Origin of the sequence: Sutterella parvirubra YIT 11816 (assembly GCF_000250875.1) — a bacterium.
GTDB lineage: Bacteria > Pseudomonadota > Gammaproteobacteria > Burkholderiales > Burkholderiaceae_F > Sutterella > Sutterella parvirubra.
In genome coordinates this window covers 1-26020 of record NZ_JH604867.1, presented here as the reverse complement: position 1 = coordinate 26020, position 26020 = coordinate 1, and the positions used below count along the sequence as shown (strand labels likewise).

Genomic DNA, 26020 nt, shown 5'->3' with positions numbered 1-26020 from the left:
CTCAGATCGTCGGGACGAAGCCCGACTTCTGAACGAGGGCCTGACCGTCCGCGCTCATCATGAAGTCGATCAAGGCCTTCGCGTCGCCCTGAGGTTCACCGATGGTGAAGAGGAAGAGGTCGCGGGAAATCGGCCAGGTCTTCGCCTTGGCGGTTTCCATCGTCGCTTCGACGCCTTCGACCTTGACGGCCTTCGTTTGCCCATCGACGTAGCCGATGCCGATGTAGCCGATCGCGTTCGGGTTCGAGGTCACGGCCTGAACGACGCCGCCCGAAGAACTCTGGAGGAGCGCGCGCTGCGAGACGCGGGTCTTGCCCATGACGAGCTCCTGCCAGCACTCGAACGTGCCGGACGACGAGTCGCGCCCGATCACGACGATGGGCTTGTCGTCGCCCCCCACTTCCTTCCAGCTCTTGATCTTGCCGGCGTAGATGTCGCGGAGCTGTTCCTTCGAGAGTTCCGCAACCGGGTTCGCCTTGTTGATCACGGGGATGATCGCGTCGTAGGCGACCGTGAAGCGCACGGGCTTCATGCCGTGCGATTCGAAGTCCTGGGTTTCCTTCGCCTTCATGTCGCGGGAGGTCATCGCGACGTCGGTCATCTTGTCGCGAAGGGCCTTGATGCCGTTGCCCGACCCCGTGCCCGAGATCGTGACCGTCACGTCCTTGTGGGCGGCCATGAAAGCTTCCGCCACCTGCTGCATCGCGGGGAGCACCGTCGTGGAGCCGTTCACGGTCACCGTACCGGCGCAGGCCGTACCCATCATCGCAAGGCCCGCAACGGCGCCCATCGTCATCAACTTGGCGTTCATGTTTTCCTTTTCCATTCATTCAACAACTGCCGCGGGGACCGCCCTGCGGCTCGAAGCGAAGTATGGAGAGACGGTTTGACGGGGCCGTGACGGTTTTTTGATCGTTTGATGAATTCGGCGGCTCCGCAAATGACGTTTCGATGACGGCGATGAAGCGTTCGGGGGAGTGGGGTTGGTTTGTGACGAACGGATGACAAAAGCGGCTGGCTGCGGACGACGGGACGTGGAGAGGATGAAGGGATGACGGGAGGCAAGGAGAAGACGTGATGCAAAACCGCCCGGCGCTGTGGATCAGGCCGGGCGGTCGTTCGTTCAAAAGGTCGGAATGTCGCTTGGGACGGCACTCACTGCTGGAGCACCATGAGCGCCCCGATCGTGAGGTCGGGCTTGAGCCGCACCGCAAAGCGGCGGCGGCGCCCCTGAAGAATGAGGTGGCGGTCGATGAGGCCCTGAAGGCGCGCGACGTCGCGCTCGAGACGGGCGTGAAGCTCGTCGTGCTCCTTCGCCAGACGGTCGGCGTCCTTCCGGACGTTTTCGACCAACGCCATCTCGGCGTCGTTCATCGCGCGCGAGCGGTTGACCAAAGCTTCTTCCGCGATGCGGCGGGCGCGGTCAAGGAGCAGATGCACGTCCGGGAACTCCTTCACGTTCAATTCCAGACGCGCCGAGCAGCGCATCCCGTGCATGTAGTCGTCGCTCGCGATCACGCGGATGACCGCAATGGCGCGGAGGAACAGCACCGCCATTTCACGCTCGTGGAGCGAGCCCACGCAGGAGGTGAGCGCCAGGTCGGCTTCCTCAGCGTCCTTGATCGAGCCCGCAAAGGTCTTGATCGCGGTGTCGATGCGGCGGTTCACGTCGCGCATGGCGGCCGCCAAATCGTCCGCGCGGAGGATGCGCTCCTGAGCGCGGCCTTCTTCCAACCCCAGGCGGCGCACGTCGCGGGAGAGCTCGAAGAGTTCGTCGTAGTGCTTCTGCCACTCCAGCCCGCGCACGGCCGGGATGAGGAGCTTCAGCTTCGGGAGCTCTTTCTCGATGAAGGCGAGTTCGTTGCGGAGTTCACCCTCAAGGAAGTGCTTCTGCTCGGCGGGGTTGAGCAAATCCCAAAGGGTGTTGAGGTGAGACGGCGTCCCCCAGCCGTAGTCGGCCGTCGGCATCGGCTCGCCCAACTGTGCGCCGTGGTTGTCCAAGGCGATGACGTGGAGGTCGCTCGCCGTCGCGTTGATGCGGGGCGAAAAGCCCTGGAGGTGGGCCGACTCGATCGCCGGGGTGAAGCTCACCGCGTAGACGTCTTCCGCAAAGCCGTCGCCGGGCTCGCGCTCCAGAATCGGGCAGCGCTCGAAGAGGTGCGAGAGCGTCTTGAGGTCGTAGGGTTCAGCCTCCACTTCCGCGTAGTGGGGGAGATCCGCTTCGAGCGCGCGCTGAATGTAGATGTCCGCAGCGGTCGCGTCCCCGGGAACCTCTGCAACGGCGAGCATGCCGGGACGCGCCGGACCGTGGAGCATCGGGCGCGTGGGTGCGGGTTCCTCCGCGGCCTTCTTCACGTCTTCAGAGCGCCCGGGCATGCGTTCCACGCGACGACAGTGGGAACGGCGGGCGGGGGTTTGTCGGCGGCGGATCTGCCAGAGGGCGCCCGCGCCGAAACAAAGCGCGCAGGCGGCAAGGAGTACGGCCGTGAGTAATTCTTCGTGCATCTCGAGGGAGGGATGTGTGTTGAACCGCAGAAAGCACCCATTCTAGTCGTCCCGTGAGGGAACCGCGGGTTTCTTCGGGGGATTGTTGAGGAAAAGCGGGATCGCGGGTGCTCTTTTCGAAGGCGTATTCCGGATAGGCCGGTTCGGCGGACTGCTTTGCGTCCCTCGTCGGCGTCATCGGGAGGTTCGGCATCGCTTCGCAGATCGCTGAGGTCGCTCGTCGGCACCGGCAAGGTGAAGGAGGAAGCGTTCGGGCGGGTAGGCATGGGAGTGATGCTCTTTAGACCCATCAACTGATAACCCATGTGCGTTGGCTCGCCAAGGTGTGTCGTGGTTGGTTTGAGACACAAAATTTTTGAGGATCTTGGGATGAAGACTTCAGATGGGTTTTCCTGAAAACCTTTGTATTTACAGAGAATTCTAGGCTTTGAAACCATTGGAAACAGATCTTGACTTGATGGAGTAAGGGTATTTACCCCCCATGGCTCGATTTTCAAGAACCCTCGGATGGATTCACGCGCACAGCGCGGCGTCGATCCGTCAGGAGAGGCTCCGTTCGTGCGGTGACAAAAAGCCGACGGCACGCATCGTCGGCGGAAGGATCTGAAAAAGATCGACATAGGAGCAGCAAATCATGAATCAAACATTCAAGGTCGTTTTCAGCGCGGCCCGCGGCGCGCTGATGGTCGTGAACGAACTCACGCGGACCGTTCAGGGGAAGGGGACGAAGACCGTCGTGGCGGTGGCCATGGTCGGCGGCTTGGCGATGGCCGGGAATGCGCAGGCTCTCGTGAACGAGAGCGTGGAGCAGTTTCAAAACGGCTTCTCGGGCCTGGAGTTGACGGAAGACGTCTTCAAGATCAGCGAGTCGCTTTCGACCGACACCGGTGCGGTCTATAAAGACAATGTTCGGGCCAGTGATTCGGACATGGTGTTTGGGACGATTTTCTACACGGCTTCCAACGCGGCGCAAGAATTCACGCTGAGCTTTAACCAGGCCGTTTTCGAAGGGAACGTTGTTCGCGGCACGCGCTCGTCGGATGCGACCGTTGCCGGCGGCGTAGCCATGATCAAGGGGACCAGCTCCACGGATGCCGGCGTGACCTTCACGGATTCGGTGTTCCGAAACAACCGCGCAGAAGGCACGTCGACCATGATGGTGGGCGGCGGTGCCCTCTACTTGGATGCGGCGAAAAACAACACGGTCGGGACGCGCGGCGCGACGGCACTCATCCGTACGACGACCGATCTCGTCTACTCCGGCAATGACGTCTCCGCTTCGGACAACGGTCGGTGGTACGAGCTCTACGGCAGCCTGGGGCAGTCCGGCGGCGGCTTTCTCTACCTTGACCGAAAGGCCCGCATGGTTTTTGACGTGCAGTCGGGCACCTTGACGATTGGTGAGGCGGGGAACACGAGCGCAACGACCGATTCCATCCAGTCGAGCATCGTCAACAAGAAGGCGGAGGCCTCCTCCATCGAAAAGACCGGCGCGGGCACGCTCACCGTCCATTCCGACATGAGCCGCTTCTACGGCACACTCCGAGTGTCTGAAGGCGTGATGAATGTCAGCCGCGACGTCTCCATCTACAACGAATGGACCGTGAGTGGCGGCGAACTCCATTTGGCCGACGTCGAAATCGGTCAGATCGGTACGGGCAGCTTCGGCGCGTTCAAGCGCGGGGAATCGTCGAATACGGCGAACTTCGAGATTGCTGAAGGCAACGGTTCGGCCGGTCGTTTGGTCGTCTCCGGCGGTGCCGTGACGGCCGGTGCGGTGACCGTGTCGGGCGTTCAAGCCGCAGCCGACGTGCTCCAGAAAGCCACGGAAACGACCGGCTACGGCATCACGGTTTCCGGCGGGTCCCTCATCGTTGATTCGCTTGATCTTCAGAAGGGTGAGGTGAGCGTAACCGGCGGGCTTTTGAGCGTCGGCACGCTGACGACGGCCGAAAAGCTTGCCGCGCAGAGCATCGTGCTCAACGGCGGCACGCTCGATCTGAAGCTCGACGACGTTTTCGGCACGACCGGGAACAAGCGTGACACCACGGCAAAGTCCATTTTCGACTTGAAGGCCGGTACGCTCGACTTCTCCGACGAAACCGTCAAGAAGTCCTGGCTCACGGAGGCGCTCTCCGGCAAGAACTTCACCATTGCGGTCAATGTGACGGGCGACGACGGCGCGGCCATTGAAGAAGTCAAGACGGACGACCTCATTGCCAATGTGATTCTGCCTGAGGCTGAGCTCACGGTCACGGACTCGACGGTGGTGCTCGGTAAGGCCAACGCCGGCGTTCAGACGATCACTTCGGAGAAGCCTTTGGAAAAGGTGACGGTTTCGGAGAGCTTTACGCTGATCGGCGACGGCACGACCGTGCTCGGCAACGAGCATGAAGACGGCGCCACGATCACCGTGGCCGAAAACAAAACCCTTACGCTCGGTCTCGCGAACGGCTCGGGCGGCGGCACCATCCAAGGCTCCATTGACGGCTCCGGCAACCTTGCCGTCGCGGGCGGCGACTTTGCCGTGAATGGCGGCATTAAGACGAAGACCCTCAACGTGGCCGCGGGCGCCGCACTCACGACCACGAGCGTGACCCTGGCTGCCAACTCCACCGTGAGCGGTGAGCTTACGGCGGACAGCCTCTCGCTCAGCTCCGGCACCGTGTCGGTTGAGGGCACTCTTGGTGTCTCCACGCTCGCCGCGGACGTGACGCTCGAAGACGGCGGCACGCTCCTCCTGAACGCTGCGGATCAGACCCAAAAGGCGGTGCCGGTGATGGCGCTCGCGCGCAGCTTCGCGCTCACGCCTCGCGCGGAAGAAGTCCCCGTCACGGCGTCTCTTGTGAACGGCACGGTCACCGCGAATGCGGGCGCCCTGGTGACGACCCGCGAGGGTGGTGAAGCGCTCGTGAAGAGCGCCGCCGAAAAGGCCGGCATCACGTACGACTCGACCAAGGCCGGGTTCTATGTGGATTCGCAGATTCTGTTGGGCGAGAACGGTAAGTTCAAGATCGGTACGACGAGCGACACGAACGACGTGAATCTCGGCTCGGATGCGCTGATGGTGGTTGACGCCTCCGCCTTCGCGGAAGGCGTGGCGGCCATTGCCCATCGCGACGACTCGGCCGTCACGGTGACCTCCGAGAACGCGACCCTGATCCTCTCGAACCTCACGAACCGCCAAACCGATACCATCACGGTCTTTGATGGCGCTTCGAGCATCGAGAAGCTCAACGTCAAGTCCGACAGCATCTTCTACACGCCGACCCTCGGCGACGACGGCTCCGTGACGGTGGAGACGAAGCAGGGCGCCGACCTCGGCATCACCGACAGCGAACTCGCCGCGGCGGTCAACGCGATCACGGCCGTGGGTTCAGGTGCCTCCGCGACGCTCACCACCTACCTCGATCAACTCGGGAAGGAAACGTCGGGCTACGTGAACAACGGTAAGTTCACCGCCGCCGCGCAGAACGCGCTCCGCACGACGCTCACGCTTCCCGTGGCGTCCGGTGCGCTCAACGTCGCCTACGACGCCCAGTCCCTCGTCAACGATGCGGTGACGAACCGCGCGCTCGCGGTGAAGGGGCAGGGGACGCAGGCCTGGGTCGATCTCTTCGGCACGACCAATGAAGCGAAGTACGAAGGTCTCACGACGGGCTACGACGCCGACATCTACGGCGGCGTTTTCGGGGTGGACACGACCCTTGACAACGGTCTCCTCGTGGGCGGCGCGGTCACGATCGGTACGGCCGATACGGATGCGACGGGCACGGCCTACAAGGTGACGACCGACACGGACTTCTACGGGTTCTCGCTCTACGGTGCGAAGACCTTCGCGGGTCTCAACGTCAAGGCCGACGTGGGCTACACGAAGTTCGACAACACCGTGAAGGCCTACGACCTTGGGCAGAAGCTGGGCGGCGACGCCGATGCGGACGCCTGGACGGTGGGTCTGCGCGGGGACTTCACCGCCGTTGATGCCGCCGTTGCCGTGAAGCCGCACTTCGGCGTGCGCTACACGCGCCTCACCGTCGACGGGTTGAACGGTGTCGACGTGAGCAACCTCAACGTCCTCGAACTCCCGGTCGGCGTCGCCTTTGAGGGCGCCGTCGAAGCGGGCGGTTGGAAGATCGCTCCGGCGCTCGACCTCTCGGTCGTACCGCAGTTGGGCGACGACGAGGTGACGACGTCGGTTGCGGGCGAGGCCATCCGTACGACGGTTTTGGACAACCTCTACAACGCCGCTTTGGGCGTCTCGGCGGAGTACCAGAGCATGACGTTCGGTCTCAACTACCGCTACGGGTTCGGTTCGAACGACCGCTCGAACAACGCCCTCCACGCCACCTTCCGGTATGCGTTCTAAAGGCTGAGTTCGAACAAAGGACCAGCGGTGCTGCTCCATGCACGGCGCGGGGCGTCTCCTACGGGGGACGCCCCGTTTTTCTGAAATTGATGGAGTCAATGCTTACTCACGCGTTGCTCGCCTTCAAGTCCGTGCTATGGTGAGCGGACGGGATGCGTTGGGCGCCGCGCCCCACCGGTACGGCTTCCGATGCGCTCTCGCGACCGATGTTCGTCGTTCTCCGGCGTCCGGTCGTCCCCTCAAAGAATCACACCACCAACACGAACGAAGCATCTGATGACTCGATGGATTCCTCTCGAAGAACGTTGGTCCCGACGCGAAAATACGGCGATGCACCGCGCGCTCTGGAGCCGCGAGGCGTACCTCTACGACCGGCAGTCGACCGCCGACTGGAGGACGGAAGGCTTCATGAAGGTGGTGGCCGAACTCGACCTTCTCACGCCCGAGAGCACGGTGCTCGACGTTGGTTGCGGCGCAGGCGTCTACACGGCGGCTTTCGCACAAAGGGCGGGCGACGTGTTGGGCGTGGATCTCTCGGCATCCATGGTTGAGGCGGGACGCCGCCGCGCCCAACGCGAGAACCTCCCGAACCTTCGCTTTGAGGTGCTCGACTGGCGGGATGCCGACATGGATGCGATGGACTGGCGGGCGAAGTACGACGTCGTGACCGCCAGAATGACGCCTGCGGTCTCTGATGCGCGGTCCTTCGGGAAGTTCGTCGCCTGCGGGAGGAAGCACGGCATTTACGAAAACTTCATCCAGAGGAAGCACCGCTGGATGGAGCGCGCCTACCGGATCGCCGGGATCGATGGGCGCTTCTGGCACGACGAGCAGATCCCGTACGCGTTGGAGTACCTCTTTGGTGCCGGACTGCGCCCGCAGATTCGCTACCGGGACGGCCATTGGGGCGAACCCGCGCGCCCGTGGAGCCGCGTCGCGGATTTCTGCTTGGGTCGGCTGGAGCTCCACCAACCCATCACGGACGAGCAGAGGGAGGCGGTCCGCAAAGACTTTGAAGCGCAGGCCGTCGACGGCATGCTCGACGCCCGCGAGACGCTCACGCTCGTGACGCTCTCGTGGAACTACTGAGATGCACGCTCCTCTATCGACGGCGTTTCCTTGAGCATGTCTTCCGGGGAAAAACCTCGGAAAAACATGCTCCAAGACCTGTACTGAGGATTGACCTGCAGGAAGGCTTCGGCCTTCATGCGAAGCTTGATCTCATTGAATTTCTTGGGATCGAGCTTGGCTTCGCCGAAAAGAATGCGTTTGTCGATTTCGTCGACGGCGATCAGATCAATCTCATGCTCACCTTTGCGGTTCCACCAGGCGCCGACGGCATCCCATCGTCCGCTCTCCAGAAGTTCCTGCCGGAACCACTGCTCCAGAACATGCCCCAAATATTCCGGGAGCAAAGGCGTGATCCTTCGGACGACGCGGGCACCTTGGTTTTGGTTGATGTCGTCAAAATTGCCCATGACGAAGAGTCGCCAAAATTTGAGGAAAAGATCGTTGATTTCAAAGCGGTGTTTGGTTTCCGTGCGGGAACCGAAAGGCTCGATCCTTTTGATGAGCCCGAAGATCTCCAGGCGCTGAAGGTAGGGAGAAACGTTGGTGTTCTTAACAACGTCTTGGATTTCGCTTCGCTTGGTGCGCCCTTGGGCAATGGCCCAAAGAATGATTTGGTAGATGTGGGATTCCGCGCGGAATTCGTTGTTGAGGTAGATGTCGGCTTCGTCCCGGTAGGTCCCCCCCATCCTTCCGAAAATGAAGTTGAGGATGTCGTCGTAGCGGAATTGGGTTGTGGGCGCGAGCAGTTCCAGGTAACGGGCCACCCCGCCGGTCGCGGCGTAGGTCAGAAGCAGGTCCATCCCCGATAGTTCGGGATTGAAGTCCTGCGCGATCTCTCGGATCACGGAGACCGGGAACGCCGAGATGCGCTGAAAGTCATCGGGACGGCCGAAAAGCGGTTCGGAATGGTCTCCGAAAATCTTTTTGATCGCAGAGAGCACGGATCCCGAAAGGATCAGGAGCGTTTGCGAGGTGTTTTTGTTTTGGTCCCAAATGTTTTGAAGAGCCGAATAAAAGCCGGGTTCATGCTTCTCCAGTTCTTGACATTCGTCGAAGACGAGCACGACGGGACGGTGCTCTGAGAGCTCCATCACCCAAGCGATGAAATCTGCCAGGGAACTGATGTTGGATTCTCTTTTGAGACCGAAAACCTCGACGATCTTCGCCTTCCAACGTGCCATCAACTCTTCTTTGCCGCTGCCTGCTACAAAGAAATAGAGGTATGTGACGTCAACGTTTCGGAACGCTTCATTGACGAGCGTGGTCTTGCCGACGCGCCGCCGTCCGTAGACGACGACCATTCGGGAAGCGGCCGTCTCTTTAACAAGGTCCAGATGTTTTTGGAGCGCGGCGATTTCTTCCGTTCGTCCGTAAAACTTCATTTTCTTTCCTTTTCAGGGAGGTGCCGTTCGACATCGGTTTGACCGTACGTTGATTTTCGTGCGGAAAGTTTTTGTACACTCAGTTTTCGTACAAAAAGTGTACGAAAACTGAATGTACAAAGTCAAGAAGAACCTCTACAAAAAGAGGCGGCCCCGTTTCCAGGTCCGCCTCTCTGATGTCGGCATCCATCCCCCGGCGTGAAGGTTCCGAGGGGGTCGCCGCAGCCTTACGCTTCGGTGTCGTGCACCCAGCGTCCGTCGACCATGGTGGCGACGGCGCGGATCGACTTGATCGCGTCGTGCGGCACCGTGAAGATGTCGTCCGAGAGGATCACAAGGTCGGCGTAGTAGCCCGGCATGAGGCGGCCCTTGACGTTTTCTTCGAAGGTGGCGTAGGCGCTCTCAATCGTGTAGGCGTCGACGGCCGTTTCGACGTCGAGACACTCTTCGGGGTGGAAGCCCCCTTCGGGCTTGCCCTGGAGCGTCCGACGCGTCACCGCGCAGTAGATGTTTTCAAACGGATTCATGTCTTCGATCGGGCTGTCCGTGCCGAAGCTCATGTGAATCCCGAGGCGGTGCATCGAGCCGAAGGCGTAGGACGTGCCCGCGAGTTCCGCGCCGACGCGGTCCTCGACGATCTGCGTGTCGTAGTGAAGGAAGATCGGCTGCACGAGGGCGAGGATGTCGTTCTTCGTGAAGCGTTCTACGAGGGCGCGGTCCGTGATCTGGACGTGAACGATGCCGTTGCGCAGAGGATTCGTGCCGTCGCCCGGGGCGTGGGCGTCAAAGGCGTCGAGCATGCGTTCGATCGCAAGGTCGCCGATCGCGTGGGCGACGACGCCGCAGTTGTGGCTGTTGGCGAGCCCCACCAATTCGTCGATCTGTGCGGGCGTGAGCACTTCAACGCCGCAGGTGGAGGGGTCGTTCGCATAAGGCGCGCGCATGAGCGCCGTACGGGCGCCCAAAGAGCCGTCGATGAAGAGCTTCAGGGGGCCGAAGCGGTTGAAGGGCGTGCCCGAACCCATCACGCAGCCGCGCTCAAGAAAGCGCCGGTAGCCTTCGGGTTCCTGGAAGCTCGACTGGTGCCAGACGCGGGTGAGCGGCTGATCGGCGGCCACCTGGTTGTAGGCTTCGAGCGTCGTTTCCCAGTCGCGGCCGCGAAGGTCGCAGGTCTGCACCGAGGTGACGCCGCATTGGGCGGCGTGGGCCATGCCGGTGCGGATCAGGCGCACGGTTTCTTCAACGCTGCGGGATGCCATGAGGCTTCGCACCGCCTGGCGGGCGTTTTCCGTGAAGACCCCGTTGGGGTTGCCGTCCGCGTCGCGCTCGATCGTGCCGCCCTCAGGGGCGACGGAGTCGCGCGTGATCCCGGCCATCTGCATGGCGAGCGTGTTGCAGGTGAGGAGGTGGCCGCAGGCGCGGTCGAAGATGATGGGGTGTTCGGTCGAGATCTCGTCGAGGTCGGCGGCGGTGAGAAGGCGTCCTTCGGCGAAGTAGTCCTGGTTCCAGCGCATGCCGTGAATGACGGTGCCGGGGGCGGGGTTGTTTTCCGCAATCCACCGGCGGGCGACGTCCTGGACTTCCGCGATGCTGCGGCAGTCGCCCAAGCGGATGTCGGCCAAAGCGATGCCGGTGTTCAACAAATGCTGGTGCGAGTCGTTGAAGCCCGGGACGATCGTGCGGCCCTTGGCGTCGCGGCGGGTGACGCAGGCGGGCGCCGCGGCTTCAACTTCAGCGAGCGTGCCGACCGCGCGGATGATGCCGTCGACTTCCAAAAGCGCTTCGGCGAAGACGCCGCGTTCGACGTAGATGCGGGCGTTGTGGATGAGCGTAGCCATGATGGGTGTCCTCAATCTGTCAATCTGGGTGAATTCGGTGGGATTCGATGCTGTTCACGCCGGTCGGCGGGGGAGCGGGGCTCCCCCGGTCCGGGAGAGGTTCAAGCCTTAGTTCTGAAGGTTCGACTCGTGCTTGGCGCCTTCGGCGGCACGCATGGCTTCGCAGCGCTTGCGGAAGAAGAGTTCGTAGAAGACGAGACCGGCCAGAGGAACGAGCAGACCGAGGGCCGCCGTCACCGGGTCCTTCTCAACCGTGTTGATGATGAGGCCGATCATGATCGCGCAGACGACGAGGATGAGGAACGGGTAGAACCAGACCTTGTAGGGGCGTTCGAGGTTCGGATACTTGCGGCGCAGGACGATCACCGAGAAGAAGGCGAGACCGTGGAAGATCATGCCGCAGACCGCGACGAGGCTGGTCAACTCGGAGAGCGAGCGCGAGAGCACCAGGATGATCGCCATGACGGCGGAGGCGATCTGGGCGTTGATCGGGGTGCGCCACGTCGGGTGGAGCTTGGCGAGCGACGGGAAGAGCGCACCGTCACGGGCCATCGCGAAGTACATGCGGGGGAAGACCATGATGCAGCCGTTGAGACTGTTGAAGATGGCGAGCATCATCGCGGTCCCCACGACCACCATGCCGGCCGGGCCGAAGAGGATCTTGGCGGCTTCCGTGCCGAGGTAGTAGTCGCCCGCGGCCACCATCGACATGATCGTGTCGTGCGGCACCACGCGGTAGACGGCGTAGTTGAAGAGCACGTAGAGGGTCATCACGCCGGTGATCGAGAGAATGAGCGCGAGCGGGATGTTCCTCTTCGGGTTCTTGATCTCTTCGGCGATGTTGTTGAGGTTCGTCCACCCTTCATAGGCCCAGAGGGTCGCGATGACCGAGAAGCCGATCATGGCGCAGATTTCCGTCCAGGAGATCTCGAGCGGCGCGCCGTCGATCGTCATGGGGGAGAGCGAGAGGTCCGGGGATTCCGTACCCATCACGAGGCCGCAGACGAGGATCAGCACGATCGGGAGCATCTTCAGAATCATGAAGGTGTTCTGCACGAAGCTGCCGAGCTTGATGCCGCGGATGTTGATGAGGGAGAGCAGAACGATCGAAGAGACGGCGATCACCTTCTGCATCGTCGGATCGATGTGCCACATCGAGCTGATGGCGGCGGCGAAGGCGACGGCCAGAGCGGCGATGGAGCCCGAAGAAGAGAGGAAGAAGTTCGTGATCCCGCACATGAAGGCGACGCGTTCGCCGTAGGCTTCGCGCAGGTACACGTAGTAGCCGCCGGCCTTGGGCATCATGGCGCCGAGTTCGGCAAAGCAGATGCCGCTCATCAGCGTGACGAGACCGCCGATCAGCCAGACGAGGAGGGCGAGACCGAGGCTCATGCCGCTTCGCTGCAGCACGATCGCGCCGATGTAGAAGATGCCCGAGCCGATCATGATCCCGGCGAGCACCGAAATGCCGCCGAAGAGGCCGACGTCACGGCGCAGGGTGGGTTGTTGGGAGGATGTGCTCACGAGAGTCTCCGGTTGGATCTTTATGGTTCTTGAATAAAAAGAAAAGCCGCATCTTCTACCGATGCGACTTCTTGCCAACCGTCCTTGGGGGACATCTCCTCGGGGCTTTTCCATCCCTTTCCAAAGAGCGCTCGCGCAGGACGCAGACTTGCCGGAATGCGGACGCATCACGCTCTTGGCCGGGTTTGAAAAAACCTGAGGGCGTCCGGCAGGGGGCTCTTGGGATAGTCACCACCGATAGCGCCTCTGACGGCGTGAATCCGTCAGGAGTCACGGTGGTCTTTCCACCGTGCCCAACGCGGTGCTCTACCGGGCGCCGCGTTTCGGCGGGCGGGCCTTTCGCCGTCTTCGTCGGGTGTCCCCTCCGACGGCTACTCATCCGTTCCGCGCCTCTATCACAACTTTTCTCAAGGCGAACTTTGCCACGGTGAAAAGGCTCTGAGGGCCCGATCCGGCACAAAAAACGGGCCGAACGCCGCCTGCGAAAAAAGGTTTTGCGAAATGCCAAGAGGGCTCGGATAAAAGTCTTAGGGAGGACCTATTGGGAGAAGGATCGTAGTGGGCGGAATCCGTTGGCCGCAGGGCGTCTTTGGGCTTTCGGAAGGCCTATCCGAAGGTGGGGCTGAAAGTCGTATGGAGGAATGGTGTCGACTGGAAGTGACCGGCCTTTTGAACCGCCCGCCGGTACCGGTTCACTTCCCGGTTCACTACCGGCGCTTCTTCGCGTTCGTGATGACGACGCCGGCGAACCCAACCACCAACGCAAAGCCGATCAGGGGCTCAGGCAACGCGCCGTTCATGACGCCGACCACAAGCATCAACGCGACGAAGAGAAGGAAGGGTCCGGGGTTCGCCTGCTTCTTCGGCGCGGGCTTCGAGAGGCCTTCCTGCACCATGGCGTCGAACTCTTCCTCGGTCATGGCGTCCGACGAGGGGAGGTGTTCTGCGGGCTCAACGGATTCCGTCCGTCGGTCGCCGCGGCCCCAGCGGTGCTGGCGGTCCTTCCTCGAGAAGGGGTTGGGCGTCTGGGTGACCGGTCCGAAGACCGTCTCGCGGACCTTTTCGGACTCCGCCTTCTTCGCCCCGAAGACTTCCTTCGAGCGCTCGATCAGGTCGCGCAGCGACAGCGAGTCCCCGCCACCGCGGATGCTCTGTGCGGCCTGTTCGGCCGCCGCGGGGTTCGCTCGGCGGAGCTTTTCGAGTTCGGCCTTCTGGAGGTTCTCCACGTAGGTCGCGAAATCGCCGTTGCGGGGTTCGAGGTTGAAGGGATCCTTCATGGGATGTCGGTCCTGCGGTCCTGATTGCGGTCCTGATTCTGATGATCTTTGGGGGAGAGTCTTCCCCCGTCGTCCTTCTCCAAGCATAGCGGAAGCGGGAGCCGGGTTGAGCCGCGTCGGAGTGGGTTCCCGTGGTCATCTTGTATCGGCCGTGTTTCAATGTCGGTCAATGAGTCTTCCCCGCAATTTCCTTTCGGGCGGGCGCGGACGCCGGGGTTTCCGTGCGTACAATCCCGAGGAAGACACACGCCGCTCAAGGGCCATCCGGACACGCCGTCCGGACCGCCGCCGCGGCGCCACATCACTCCCGAGGGCTTCCTTGAAGCCCAACGACAGGACCGACGCCATGCGCATTCGAGAACTCGCCGACCGCACCGGGCACACCCCGGAGACGATCCGCTACTACGAAAAGGTGGGGCTCCTCAACCCGGCCGTGCGTGAGCTCGGCAACAACTACCGTCAGTACGGCGCCGAGCACGTCGCGAGGCTCGCCTTCATCCGGCGCTGCCGAAGCCTCGACATGGCGCTGGACGAAATCCGCACGCTCCTCACCGCGCTCGCCGAAGACGGCGAAGGCTGCTGCGCCGATCCCGCGCACGCGGCCCACGCGCCGCACGCCCCGCACCAGGCGGCCGAGGCCGCCCACGCGTTGGTGGCGAAGCACCTGGCGGAAGTGGACCGCCGGATCGAAGATCTGCTCGCCTTGAAGGGCGACCTCGAAGCGGTGGCGCACCGCTGCGGGGGCGACCACGAAGGGCACCCCTGCGGGATCCTCGAAGAGCTCCGCTCGCCCAAGTGACCTCGAAACCGAACAACCCCAACACCCCAACTGAATTCCAACACCCATGCCGAACGCCGACTTCTTCTTTTTCGAAGCCTCTCCGGGACTCCTGGTGGGGCTCATCGTCCCCGTGGTCCTCTGGGCCGTGCTGCTCTTCATCGGAAAGCGCGTGCCGCCCGTCGTGAAGATCCCGGGGATGCCCTGCGGGATCGGGGGACTTTTGTCCTTCCTCCTCTTCTGCTTCTCCTTTGAAGCCGCCTGGTCGCTTTGGACCTTCGGCCGCGCGCTGGGCGAAGTGATCCGCGTCGCGGTGATGGACGCGGCCTTCATCTGGCCCGCGGTGAAGACGCTCATCCCGTCGCTCTTTGCGTCGTTTGCCGCCGTGGGCGTGCTGGTGCTCTTGGCGGTCGGCCGCAGCCCCGCGGCGCTCTGGACCTCGGTCGTGCTCCTTTGGGTCGCCGGTCCCGTGAACGATTGGCTGGAGAGCGTCATTCTCGGCGTCCCCTTCGCGCCGGGGCAGGCCTTTGCGGGCGTCTCGGTCTTCACCGTGGTCGCGACCGTCTACCTGCTCTTCTCGCGGCGCCCCGCCTTCACGTACGGGACGCGCGGTGCGAAGAAAATCGCCGCGCAGTACGCCGCGATGGTGCGTGACGCCGTGAAGGCGGCTGAGGGCGGCGCACGATGACGGAAGTCTCCGCCTTCATGCCGAAGACGACGCAGGAGGTGGTGGGGCTGCTCTCCATCCTCTTCTTCCTCTTTCTCATCCTCGGGAGCCTGCGGAGCTGGGCCCGGCGGGTCCCGAACGCCACGACGCGGCTCCCCGCCGGCGTCGACGGGCTCCTCTTTCTGCCGCCCGCCTGGTGCGCGTCCGCGGGACTTTTCGACCTCACCACCTTCGGGCTCGCCATGGGCCACCTCATGAACGTCCGCGCGGCGGAACTTCCCTACGGCGCGGCGCTCTCCGCCGTCCTGTGGGCGGGCGCCGCGGCGGGGATGCTGCTTGCGGCCGCCGGGCTCATGCTCCTTGTGCGCAGGGCCTGGGTGCCGAAAGTCGGCGCGGTGCTGATGCTTTTGGGCGGCCCCGTGATCGAGACCGCCGCCTGGATGAACGCCGCGCACCTCGCGCCCGTGACGGAGGCGGCCGACGCATCGACCTGGCCCGACTACCTCACGTTCCTCTGGGTCGTGAGCATCGTTCTTTTGACGCCGCTCGTGGGGGTGCGCGCGAAGAACACGTACGGGCCGTAAAAGTTGTGCGAAAATTTCCGATTGGGCTGATCGACTGATCGGGTTGATCGGGCGCGGGCGGCGAGGGACTGCGGTAAGTCCCAAGTCGCTCTCAGGAATAGCGCCCGATGAAACCGTTCAAGAGAACCGCCCGACATCACCCGAACCGCATGCCGACATGCAGAACCATCCCGACCGAACGTCAACCACCCCGACGAACAATCGAAGGAGACAATGACCATGAAGAAGGAACCCGCCGCGATTCTGATCCGCAACGCCGACGTCTGGGCGCCCGAGCACCTCGGCCGCCGCGACATCCTCATTGCCGGGGGCAAGATCATCGCGATGGACGTCACGCTCGACGTGAAGATTCCGGGCGTGGAGGAGATCGACGCCGCGGGCGCGAAGGTCGTGCCGGGCCTGATCGACCAGCACATCCACGTGACGGGCGGCGGCGGTGAGGGCGGCTGGGCCTCGCGCTGCCCCGAGCTCGTCTTCTCCGAACTCGTCCGCGCGGGCGTCACGTCCTTCATGGGCGTCTCGGGCACGGACTCGATGAGCCGCTCGATTGAGAACCTCCTCGCGAAGGTGCGCGGCCTCAAGACCGAAGGGGCTTCGGGCTGGATGTGGACCTCGAACTACGCCTACCCCGTGACGACGATCACGAAGGACGTCCGCACGGAACTCTTCTCGATTCCGGAAGTGCTGGGCGTGAAGATCGCCCTGGGCGATCACCGCTCCGCCTTCCCGACCGCGCAGGAAGTGCTCCGCATCCTCGCCGACGTCCGCGTCGCCGGGATGCTGACCGGGAAGACGGGGTTCCTCCACGTGCATCTGGGCGACATGCCGGTGTCGTTTGACATTCTCGAATCCTGCAACGAAGCCGGGATTCCCTTGAAGCACATGCGCCCGACCCACTGCGCGCGCCATCCGGAAGTCTTCCGCCGCGCCTGCGAATTCGCGAAAAAGGGCGGCGTGATCGACATCACGACGGGCGGCGGCAACTACATGGGCGACGCCGCGGACGCGGTCCGCGCCGCGCTCGATGCCGGCGTGCCGCTTGAAAACATCACGATGAGCTCCGACGGCCACGGCTCGATGCCGCGCTTCAACGAAAAGGGCGAAATGGTCGGTCTCGGCATCGGCAAGATCGACTGCGACCTCGAGTGCGTCCGCAAGCTTGCGTCCGAGATCGGTCTCGCCGACGCGCTCCGTCCGATGACGACGACGGTCGCCCGTGCGCTCGGTCTCCCCGGCAAGGGCGAAGTGAAGGAAGGGTTCGACGCCGACCTCCTCATCATGAACGAAAAGCTCGAACCCACCTGGGTCTTCATGCAGGGCCGCGTCGCCATGCGTGAGGGCGAGGTCGTGATGAAGGGCATGTTCGAGGAATAAGTCCCGGACGACGGGGCTTCCGGCCGGACGCTTGAGGTCCGGCCCGGGTGTCCCGGCTACTCCTGAAGAAGAAAACGCTCCGTTCGGCGTCGACCGGGCGGAGCGTTTTTCGAATGCGGGTGAGGCGAATGCAGGTCGGTTGAGGGTGAATGCGGGGTCCGGGAAGACGAACGCGGGCGCACAAGGCGCAAATGAGGCCGCAGATGACGCGAACGCGAATGCGGGACGCAGATATGAGAAAGGGCCGCACTTCGTCGATGCGGCCCTCTCTACCCCCTCGGAAGATGTCGGCGCCTTACTTCCGTCACCTTCCTCAACCCGGTCCAAGCACCCACGCAATGACCGGGCGGCATCGTTTCGCTTAGAGGAACAAAACGATTGGCTGAGGCGAACTATAGCGGAGCCTCCGGCATTTGTCGAGCAATCGGAAAGCATTGGTCGACAATTTGGAAAGGGTGAGTGCTGACTTCTGTTCTAAGTGCCTTGTTTTTCCTGAGGAAAATAGGCCGGAAAAGCGCTTTTCGGACGCTCGACGAACGTGCATCGGTTTGTAACCGGGACAACAACTTGACGTGAAGACAATCCGGCTGAAAGTGAAGGGGGCCGGGGAAACCCGCTTTTTGCGCCCCGGGTCGTACCTCGGTATCCGGTCCGACGCCCGTCATCCTGCGCCGACGGTGCGGGGGCGGTACTTCGGATGTCGGGCGGAATGCCGCCGTCAATCCGCCGAAGAGCCTCAAGAATTCCCCGCCGTCGCCGCTTCGGTCGGGCGTTTTCAACAGGCGCACCGACCGCCCGCGATAAAATGAACGGATGACCGGCGCCGCCCCGACGCGGCGCCTTCCTGCGGCTCGCCTCCGGAACCCGTTCCTTCAGACCACCGGTTCCTCCCGCCGCTTCTCCCTCAAGACCTTTCCCAGAGATCCTCATGGCCCGACCGCCCGCAGACCTTCTCACCCTGGTGCGCCGCCACCGCATGATCGACGTGGCGCGCGCGCTCCTCGGCTTCGCCGGGATGCGCATGAAGGACACGCAGCTCCAGGAGGTGGCGAGCTCGATGACGCTCACCACGCTCCTCTCGCTCATCCCGCTTCTTGCCGTGTCGCTCGCCGCCTTTGCAGCGTTCCCGAGCTTTGCGGAGTACCGGCAGGAACTCGAAGCCATGGTCTTCAACAGCTTCCTCCCGCCGCAGGAGAGCGAGACGATCGTCGAGTACATCCGGCAGTTTTCGGCCCACGCCTCCGGTCTCGGGATTTTCGGTCTCGCGGGCTTGGCGTTGACGGCGCTCCTCCTGATCGACAAATTCTTCGTGACGGTGAACCGCATCTTCAAGGTGCGGCGCATGCGCCCGTGGTCGCAGCGCGCGGTCCTCTACTGGGCGATCCTGACGTTGGCGCCGACCTTGATCGCGCTCTCGCTCACGCTCTCCACCCACACCATCCGCCTCACGCTCGGTCACTCCGACGGGTCCTTCCCCGGCTGGATCATCGCGATCTTCCAGATTCTTCTTCAGGGCGTGGGCTACGCCGCGCTCTACAAGCTCGTCCCCAACTGCTGGGTGCCCTTCAGGCATGCGCTCGTCGGCGGCATGATCGTTGCGATCGCGGGGTCGATCGTGCGTGAGGGCTTTGAGATCTACGTCACTTCCGGGACGCTCTCCACGATCTACGGCGCGTTCGTCGCGCTCCCGGTGTTCCTCCTCTGGCTCTACCTTACGTGGTTCCTCGTCTTCTCCGGGGCGGCCATCACGGCGACGATTCCGCTGCTGACCTCCGGGCGTTATCTCGACAGCTACCGCGCGGGGAACGACTTCCTGACCGGCGTCGCGCTCCTTCGCGTCCTCACGGGCGCCAAGGCCGCGGGGCTGCCGAGCGTCCCCGTGCAGGTGCTGGCGGACGAAGTCGACTCCTACCCCGAGCAGGTGAACCGCATTTTGGGCAAATTGGGCGACGCCGGCTACTGCGGGGAACTCAAAACGAGCCGCCATGCCAAGGGCGAGTGGGCGCTCTTGTGCGACCCCGAGAAGACGACGCTACGCGACGCCCTCTGCGTGCTGTTGATCGACCAGAACAACACGCTCGTGCAGCCCGAGCGCCCGAGCCTGCGGCGCGAAGCCGGGCTTCTTTTCTCCTGGTGGAGGAGCTTCATCTTCGACAAGTCGATCGACCGGCCCCTGTCCGCGTTCCTGGAGGACGAAGAGGAGGAGCGCCGTGAGCGGTCGGCGAGGGAGGCCATGACGGCCATGACCAAGCAGGCGGAGGAGGCGAAGGAGACCAAGCCGGCGGAGGACCCGGTTGCCGGTGAGCCCGCTCAGCCCGACCGGACGGAAGCGAAGGCCTGATGAAGGCCTGAATCCAGGCTTCTCATACGTTTTCTCATACGCTTCGCCGCCCGAACGGCATTCCAGCGTCCGCCGGATTCACCTCCGGCGGACGCGTCGTTCATGGATTCGGGACGGCTCAGCCCGCCTGCATCTCCGGCCCAGCCCCCTTTCCGTTTCTCTTAAGGTTCTCCTGCTAACGTCTCCGGCGCAAGACCAAGCCGTTCCGCATCCGGAACGCCGAAGAACAACGAAAGGAAAGACCGCAATGCACAAGAACGATCTGCGCCTCACCGCGCTTCTCTGCGGGGTCGTCGCCGCGCTCGCCGCGGGGAGCGCCTCGGCCGGGCTCCAGGACGGCCTGCGGGCCGTCGAGAGGAACGACTTCAAGGCGGCCGTCAAGGCTTTTGAAGAGGGCGTCCCGAAGGACGACGCCGAGTGCCTCTACCAGTTGGGCCGCCTCTACTTCTATGGGCTCGGCAGCACGAAGCCCCAGCGTTTGACCGGCATCGGCTGGTGGGAGCGCGCGGCGCTTTTGGGCCACGTCGGCTCGCAGCTCGAATTGGGCAAGGTCTTCCGCGAAGGCTTGGGCGTTCGTCCCGAAGCGCGTCAGGGCTTCGTCTGGGACAAGAAGGCCGCGGACCAGGGCTCGAGCGCCGGCATGAAGGCCGTGGGCGACTACTACCGGAACGGCTGGAGCAAGGAAAAGGACTTGAAGGCCGCCGCCAAGTGGTACCGGCGGTCTGCTGAAAAGGGCGACCCCGCCGGGTTGATGGCCTGGGCGAAGCTTCTTGTGGACCCCGAAACGGGCGAGGCGCCCGACCGCGTGAGCGCCTACGTCTTGATCCAGGCCGCCGAGAAGCCCTCCGAAGGCTTCACGCCCGACCGCAACGCCGCGGCGGATGCGAGGAACCTCAAGGCTGAAATGAGCCAGAAGGATCTGGAGCACGCCGCCAAGACGACGGTCGCGGACGTGCTTCACCGCTACAGCCGCCTCGAGGACTACCAGGAAGAGTAAGGCGCGGGCGACCGGGGCCGGGCTCCCGACCCCAAGCGGTCCCCCGCCGACACCTTCATCCCATACGAAACAAGGCCGCCCGGTCGCGTACGACCGGACGGCCTTGTGATTTTGAGGCTTCAGACGAAGGGCCTTACTCGGCCTTGCTGAAGTCCTTCCCCGCGGCCTTCGCCTTGGCGATATCCCCGGAGAGGACGTAGACCATCTTCGAGGGGTCCGCAAGGCGGCGCACCGCCGCGTTCACCTGGTCGACCGTCAGCGCTTCGATGGCGTCTTCGGTTTCCTTCGACTTCATCCAGGTGACGTTGCGCTCCAAGTTCGAGAGCCAGCCGGACGCGAGGATCCCGTCCTGCGCGCGGTTGACCGCGCGGCTCTGGAGAATCCCGCGCTTGGCTTCTTCGAGCTCGTCCGCGGTGATGCCGGCCTCAAAGGCCTTCTTGAGTTCGTCCTTCAGACTCGTCTCGGCCTGAAGCACGTTCTGCGGGGCGACGATCGCGCCGATCGTCCACTTCGCGCGGTTCCCGAAGGTCGGGATGACGAGGTTGGAGGACACCCCGTAGGACAAGCCTTCCTTCTGGCGCAGGCGGTTGACGATGCGGTTCGAAAGGCCCGGCGAGCCGCCCAGCACCCAGTCGGCGACGATCAGCGCGGGCATGTCCTCGTCGTCGATGTTGGCGGGCAGGTCGACGCGCGCGAAGAGCACGGCGTTTTCCTTGTCCGGCGTGTCGATCACGGCGCGGCCGGGTTCGACCGGACGGTACTCGGCCCAGAAGCGCTCAAAGGGCGCCTTCGCGGCCTTGACGCCCGCGACCTTGTCCGAGAGTTCCTTCTTCACTTCCGCCGGGTCGAAGTCGCCCACGACGGCCACGAACCCGCGGCCGGTGCCGAAGACCTCGTCGTAGTGCTTCTTCACGTCGGCGAGCGTGAGCTTCTTCAAGGCGGCGATCAGCTCTACGCTCGTTTCGTTCCGGCGGGCGTCGCCTTCCGGATAGGTGTTGAAGCGGCGGGTGAGTTCGTCCCGGGCCTTGACGCCGGGGTCGTCCGAGCGGCTCTGGAGCCCCTCGATCGTCTGACGGCGGAGCGTCTCGAATTCCTTTTCGGGGAAGGACGAGGTGGTGAGAAGTTCGGCGGAAAGCGCAATGGCGTCCGCGAGGTGTTCACGGTCCGTCGTGAAGCCGAAGGGCGACCCTTCCATCTTGAGCTTCGTGAAGAGGTCGTCGATCTGCTGGCGGTCGTGCTTCGCGGTCCCGCGCGTCAACATCGCGCCCATCATCATCGAGCGTGCGCCGTCCTTGGCGGTTTCGAGGTTGCCGTTCAAAAACCGGTACTGGACCGAAACGGTGTTGCCGCGGGTCTTCTTCGGGAGCAGTGCAGCCTTGAGGCCACCCACGTCCACCACTTCCGTGCGGGCGTCGATGTTGGCCTGCGAGACGTCGAACGCCTCACCCGCGTCCGAAGCCGTTTTGAAGGTGAAGTTCTTCAGGAGGTCTTCGGCGGAGGGCGCCGTCGGGATTTCCGCGCGGCGGATGTCGGTCGTCGGGATGAAGAGCCCCACCGTGCGGTTGTCGCGCACGAAGTAGCGCTTCGCGGCGGCGGTGGCCTGCTCGGGCGTCACGGCCGCGACGATGTCGCGGTCGGCGAAGAAGAGACGCCAGTCGCCCAAGGCGATGTACTCTGACAAGCCGACGGCGAAGTTTTCCGGGTCCGACATCGAGCGCTCGAACATCGTCGCCTGGTCGGCCTTCTGAAGCTCCAGCTTGTCGGCGGGGACGCCTTCCTTGTCGAAGGCGTGCTCGATCGCGTCGATGAGCTTGGTCTTCACGAGCTCAATGTCGGCGTCCTTCTTCATCAAGGCGCCGAACATGACGAAGCCGGGCTTTTCGGTCGCCATCGGCCAGGCGAAGACCTGCGTGGCGAGACCGGTCTCCACCAAGTCCTTGTAGAGCACCCCGGAAGGCGTGTCGGCCAGCACCAAAGCCGCCATCGCGGTGGGTTCGTAGTCTTCGTGAAGGGCCGCCGGGATGCGGTACCCGACCGCCACCATCTGGCTCTCGCCCTGGCGGCGGATCTTGAATTCGCGCTCGCCGTCGGCGGTGGGCTCAACGGTCCACTCCTTCGGGAGGACGCGCGTGGGCTTCGGGATCGGCCCGAAGAATTCCTTGATCCACGTGAGGACCTGCTCGGGGTCGAATTTGCCCGAGACGGTCAAGACCGCGTTGTCCGGCTGGTAGTAGCGGTGGTAGAAGGCCTGGAGGTTGGCGATCTCGACGTTTTCGATGTCGCTCCTCGCCCCGATCGTGGAGCGCCCGTAGGCGTGCCAGTCGAACATCATGCTCTGCATGCGCTTCAACATCACCGAGACGGGCTTGTTCTCGCCCATTTCGAATTCGTTCCTCACCACCGTCATTTCGGTGTCGAGGTCCTTCTGCGCGATGAAGCTGTTCGTCATGGCGTCGGCCTGCCAGCCGAGCGCCCACTTCATGTTGTCGTCCGTGGCGGTGAAGCTCACGAAGTAGTTCGTGCGGTCGAACCAGGTGGAGCCGTTCATGCGGAAGCCCCGCTTCGTGAATTCCGCGGTGGGCGACGGGTAGTTCTTGCTCCCCTTGAACATCAGGTGTTCAAGGAGGTGCGCCATCCCGGTCTCACCGTAGTTCTCGTGGCGCGAGCCCACGAGGTACGTCATGTTGACGGTGGCGGTCGGCTTGCCGGCATCGGGATAGAGCACGATGCGCAGGCCGTTCGGGAGGCGGTACTCCGTCATCCCCTCGACGGTGACGACGGGCACGGCTTCAATGGGCTGCATGGGTTGAGACTCCTGAGCGATGGCACTCGCCGCGGCGAACGCGCAGAGCGCGGCGCAGGCGAGTCGTTTGGCTTGGAAGGGCATGGTTCTTTTCCTTCTGAGCGGGACCGGCGGAGGGCGGAGCGGGCAGGGTGGGGCCTGCTCGTGGGGAGAATCGGGCCGAGTGGCCCGGTCCTCCCGGCGGCGCCGCCGTCGGCCTTCGCGACGTTGGTCCCGAAAGGATACCTGTGAATCGGCCTGGAGAAGCTTACGGACCCTCTTCAAAGGCCCTTGCGCAGTGTTTCGGTCCTGTCGCGCTTGTGTCGGATTGTGCGGGAGGGCGCCGGCCGCGCCCCCGGTGCGGGGCGCAGGCCCTTCGGGAAGACCGTACGCTTCCGGAGGCCGATGCTTGGGGACCGGACGTCGCTGAGGGGCGCGCCCGCAGCTACGGGGTGCGGAGCTGCTCTCGGAAGCCGCCCCCGCGCTTCTGCTATGCTTCGCTTCACCCTTGGGGAGCGGGAACCGGAGTTCCGTGCTCCCGCCCGGCCCGAAGCCACGAACGACCTCACGATGAAATTCCTCTTCGACCTCCTTCCCGTCATCCTCTTCTTCGCCACGTTCAAGTGGGCGGGGCACGATCCCGCGACCGCGGTGGATCTGGCGTCGCGCGTGCTCTCGGACGGCGTGACCGAAACGACGGCCCCCGTCTTCCTCGCGACCATCGTGACGGTGGCGGCGACGTTCTTTCAGATCGTCGCGCTCAAATTGAAGGGCAGGAAGATCGAGCCCATGCTCTGGATCTCGCTCGCGGTCGTGGTGGTGTTCGGGGGCCTCACGCTCTGGCTTCGCAACGAAATCTTCATCAAGTGGAAGCCCACGATCCTCTACTGGGTCTTCGCCGCCATCCTCATCTACGGGAATGTTTCCGGGCGCAACTTCATCAAGACCCTCATGAAGGGGCAGATCGACATGCCCGAGAAGGCCTGGTCGACCCTTCAGAACCTCTGGATCGGCTTCTTTGCGGTGACCGGCGTCGTCAACCTCGCCGTCGCCTACACGATGCCCACGGAAATCTGGGTGAACTTCAAGTTGTTCGGCCTGATGGCCTTGACAATCCTCTTTACAATTGGGGTGGCCTTCTACATGACGAAGCACGCCGTCGGGGGCCAAAATCAATAATCTGCCGGGCCGAAAAGCCCGGAAGACACGGGCGGAGAGGCGATTTTCCCGCGCCCGTCCGACCTTGAAACCACGGAAGTTTTTCAGATGAACAAGAAAGTCCTCGTCCTCAGCCTTGCAGCCCTTGTCGCGGCGGGCTCCGCCAACGCCGAACTCAAGGCCTTCAAGGTCAACGGTGAGACCGTCTCGGTGGCCGAGCAGAAGGTGATCTACGACCGCGCCGTCGCGCAGGGTCAGCCGGCCGGCGCCGAACTCGAGCGCCAGGTGAAGAACCTCCTCGTGCAGCAGACCGTGCTCCTGCAGGAAGCCAAGAAGGCCAAGGTCGGCGACAAGAAGGAAGTGAAGGAAGCGATCGCTCAGGCCCGCGACCAGATCCTCATCAACGCGCTCGCGCAGGACTGGGCCCAGAAGAACCCGGTTTCGGACGCCGACCTGAAGAAGGCCTACGACCAGGAAAAGGCCGCCTACGGCGATACGGAATACCAGGTCCGCCACATCCTCGTGAAGACGGAAGACCAGGCGAAGAACCTGATCTCCCGCATCAACAAGGGCGCCGACTTCGCGAAGCTCGCGAGCGAATTCTCGGAAGACACCGGCAACAAGGCCCAGGGCGGTCTCTTGGGCTGGGTCGTTCCCCGCTCGTTCGTCCCGGCCTTCGCCGCGGCGTTCTCGTCCCTGAAGGCCGGCGAAGTCGCCCAGGCCCCGATCCGCACGCAGTACGGCTTCCACGTCGTCAAGCTCGAATCGAAGCGCCCGGCGGAACTCTTCCCGTCCTTTGAAAGCCAGCAGTCCGTGCTCCGCAACGCGCTCGCCAACCGCCGCGTTCAGCAGCACTTCCAGGAAATCGTGAAGAAGGCGAACGTTCAGTAAGCCTCTTCTCTTCCTGTGAACACAGACCGCCGCAATTCTTCGGAACTGCGGCGGTTTTGTTTGGAGGGGGAAGAGGCCGGCCGCCCCAAAATCAGTCGACGTACTTGACGGCGAGGTAGGTGCCGGAAAGGTGGTTGATGCTCTGGGCCATGCCGATGCCGTTCGCAAAGCCGCTTGCAAGGCCGCCTGCAAAGCCACCGGCATAGCCGCCTCCGAAGCTTTGGGTGGGTTGGGGGACGTAGGGCGTACCGGCGCGGAACTGCGTGGACTGCCTGACGATGGCGTCGGCGCCGGCATCCTTGGCTTCGGAGGCTGCGGCGGACATCATCATTTCATAGAAAACGCGCGAGGAAACTTGCGACTTCAGTCGCGAGAGGAATCGCGCGCCCTTTACTGAAACAAAACCATGCGATAGAATCAAATGCATGGTCGAAGTCGTTTTTTCAAGAAACTGTGTGTATCAGACCGCTTACCATGTGGTGTGG

General features: G+C 63.3%; 18 protein-coding genes and 1 riboswitch. Of the genes, 10 read left to right on the top strand and 8 right to left on the bottom strand.

Annotated elements, in window-relative coordinates; genetic code table 11:
* Position 1 precedes the first annotated feature (1 nt).
* Entirely contained in the window at positions 2–811 is an 810-nt protein-coding gene (locus tag HMPREF9440_RS01345) for a phosphate ABC transporter substrate-binding protein (protein ID WP_040763187.1), read from the bottom strand.
* A gap of 344 nt (positions 812–1155) precedes the next feature.
* Positions 1156–2505 (bottom strand): hypothetical protein, encoded by a 1350-nt coding sequence (locus tag HMPREF9440_RS01340; RefSeq protein WP_148516251.1) that lies wholly within the window; start codon positions 2503–2505, stop codon positions 1156–1158.
* Positions 2506–3139: 634 nt separating this feature from the next.
* Between HMPREF9440_RS01340 and HMPREF9440_RS01335 the strand changes: the two genes are divergently transcribed.
* Positions 3140–6871: an autotransporter domain-containing protein gene (locus HMPREF9440_RS01335; protein ID WP_008540740.1), complete on the top strand. Its 3732-nt coding sequence runs from the start codon at positions 3140–3142 to the stop codon at positions 6869–6871.
* A 276-nt stretch (positions 6872–7147) separates the two neighbouring features.
* Positions 7148–7960 (top strand): class I SAM-dependent methyltransferase, encoded by an 813-nt coding sequence (locus HMPREF9440_RS01330; protein ID WP_157180681.1) that lies wholly within the window; start codon positions 7148–7150, stop codon positions 7958–7960.
* On the opposite strand, the gene HMPREF9440_RS01325 is transcribed toward HMPREF9440_RS01330, so the two are convergent.
* The 4 genes from HMPREF9440_RS01325 to HMPREF9440_RS01310 form a co-directional block, all read right to left on the bottom strand.
* Positions 7954–9324 (bottom strand): ATP-binding protein, encoded by a 1371-nt coding sequence (locus tag HMPREF9440_RS01325; protein ID WP_008540730.1) that lies wholly within the window; start codon positions 9322–9324, stop codon positions 7954–7956. The two genes, HMPREF9440_RS01330 and HMPREF9440_RS01325, sit on opposite strands and share 7 nt — an antisense overlap.
* A 227-nt stretch (positions 9325–9551) precedes the next feature.
* Positions 9552–11162, bottom strand: coding sequence for an amidohydrolase (locus HMPREF9440_RS01320; protein ID WP_008540729.1), 1611 nt, complete (start codon positions 11160–11162; stop codon positions 9552–9554).
* Between the two features lie 108 nt (positions 11163–11270).
* Positions 11271–12686: an APC family permease gene (locus HMPREF9440_RS01315; protein ID WP_008540728.1), complete on the bottom strand. Its 1416-nt coding sequence runs from the start codon at positions 12684–12686 to the stop codon at positions 11271–11273.
* Positions 12687–12916: 230 nt separating this feature from the next.
* Positions 12917–13089, bottom strand: a riboswitch (Lysine riboswitch).
* A gap of 304 nt (positions 13090–13393) precedes the next feature.
* On the bottom strand, positions 13394–13963 hold the full coding sequence (locus HMPREF9440_RS01310) for a hypothetical protein (protein ID WP_008540726.1): 570 nt from the start codon (positions 13961–13963) through the stop codon (positions 13394–13396).
* A 346-nt stretch (positions 13964–14309) separates the two neighbouring features.
* Between HMPREF9440_RS01310 and HMPREF9440_RS01305 the strand changes: the two genes are divergently transcribed.
* The 6 genes from HMPREF9440_RS01305 (at position 14310) to HMPREF9440_RS01280 (ending at position 20704) form a co-directional block, all read left to right on the top strand.
* Positions 14310–14762 carry a MerR family transcriptional regulator gene (locus HMPREF9440_RS01305; protein WP_040763180.1) on the top strand — a complete coding sequence of 151 codons (453 nt, stop codon included), beginning with the start codon at positions 14310–14312 and terminating at the stop codon, positions 14760–14762.
* A gap of 46 nt (positions 14763–14808) precedes the next feature.
* On the top strand, positions 14809–15429 hold the full coding sequence (locus tag HMPREF9440_RS01300) for a hypothetical protein (protein WP_008540724.1): 621 nt from the start codon (positions 14809–14811) through the stop codon (positions 15427–15429).
* On the top strand, positions 15426–15992 hold the full coding sequence (locus tag HMPREF9440_RS01295) for a hypothetical protein (protein WP_008540723.1): 567 nt from the start codon (positions 15426–15428) through the stop codon (positions 15990–15992). Before HMPREF9440_RS01300 ends, HMPREF9440_RS01295 begins: the two co-directional genes overlap by 4 nt.
* 213 nt (positions 15993–16205) lie before the next feature.
* Positions 16206–17366 (top strand): beta-aspartyl-peptidase, encoded by a 1161-nt coding sequence (iadA, locus tag HMPREF9440_RS01290; RefSeq protein WP_008540721.1) that lies wholly within the window; start codon positions 16206–16208, stop codon positions 17364–17366.
* Positions 17367–18294: 928 nt separating this feature from the next.
* A complete protein-coding gene (locus tag HMPREF9440_RS01285) occupies positions 18295–19707 on the top strand; it encodes a YihY family inner membrane protein (protein WP_008540720.1) in 1413 nt (470 codons plus the stop codon).
* A gap of 247 nt (positions 19708–19954) precedes the next feature.
* On the top strand, positions 19955–20704 hold the full coding sequence (locus tag HMPREF9440_RS01280; protein WP_008540717.1) for a tetratricopeptide repeat protein: 750 nt from the start codon (positions 19955–19957) through the stop codon (positions 20702–20704).
* A gap of 133 nt (positions 20705–20837) precedes the next feature.
* Here HMPREF9440_RS01280 and HMPREF9440_RS01275 read toward each other — a convergent pair whose 3' ends face one another.
* Positions 20838–23507 carry a M16 family metallopeptidase gene (locus tag HMPREF9440_RS01275; protein ID WP_245523550.1) on the bottom strand — a complete coding sequence of 890 codons (2670 nt, stop codon included), beginning with the start codon at positions 23505–23507 and terminating at the stop codon, positions 20838–20840.
* A 549-nt stretch (positions 23508–24056) separates the two neighbouring features.
* Between HMPREF9440_RS01275 and HMPREF9440_RS01270 the strand changes: the two genes are divergently transcribed.
* Together HMPREF9440_RS01270 and HMPREF9440_RS01265 are read left to right on the top strand one after the other, a co-directional pair.
* The gene (locus HMPREF9440_RS01270) at positions 24057–24665 is read left to right on the top strand and encodes a septation protein A (RefSeq protein WP_040763181.1); all 609 of its coding nucleotides are present in this window, start codon (positions 24057–24059) and stop codon (positions 24663–24665) included.
* A gap of 87 nt (positions 24666–24752) precedes the next feature.
* Positions 24753–25535 carry a peptidylprolyl isomerase gene (locus HMPREF9440_RS01265; RefSeq protein ID WP_008540713.1) on the top strand — a complete coding sequence of 261 codons (783 nt, stop codon included), beginning with the start codon at positions 24753–24755 and terminating at the stop codon, positions 25533–25535.
* A 91-nt stretch (positions 25536–25626) separates the two neighbouring features.
* Here HMPREF9440_RS01265 and HMPREF9440_RS01260 read toward each other — a convergent pair whose 3' ends face one another.
* Positions 25627–25962, bottom strand: coding sequence for a hypothetical protein (locus HMPREF9440_RS01260; protein WP_040763178.1), 336 nt, complete (start codon positions 25960–25962; stop codon positions 25627–25629).
* Positions 25963–26020 lie beyond the last annotated feature (58 nt).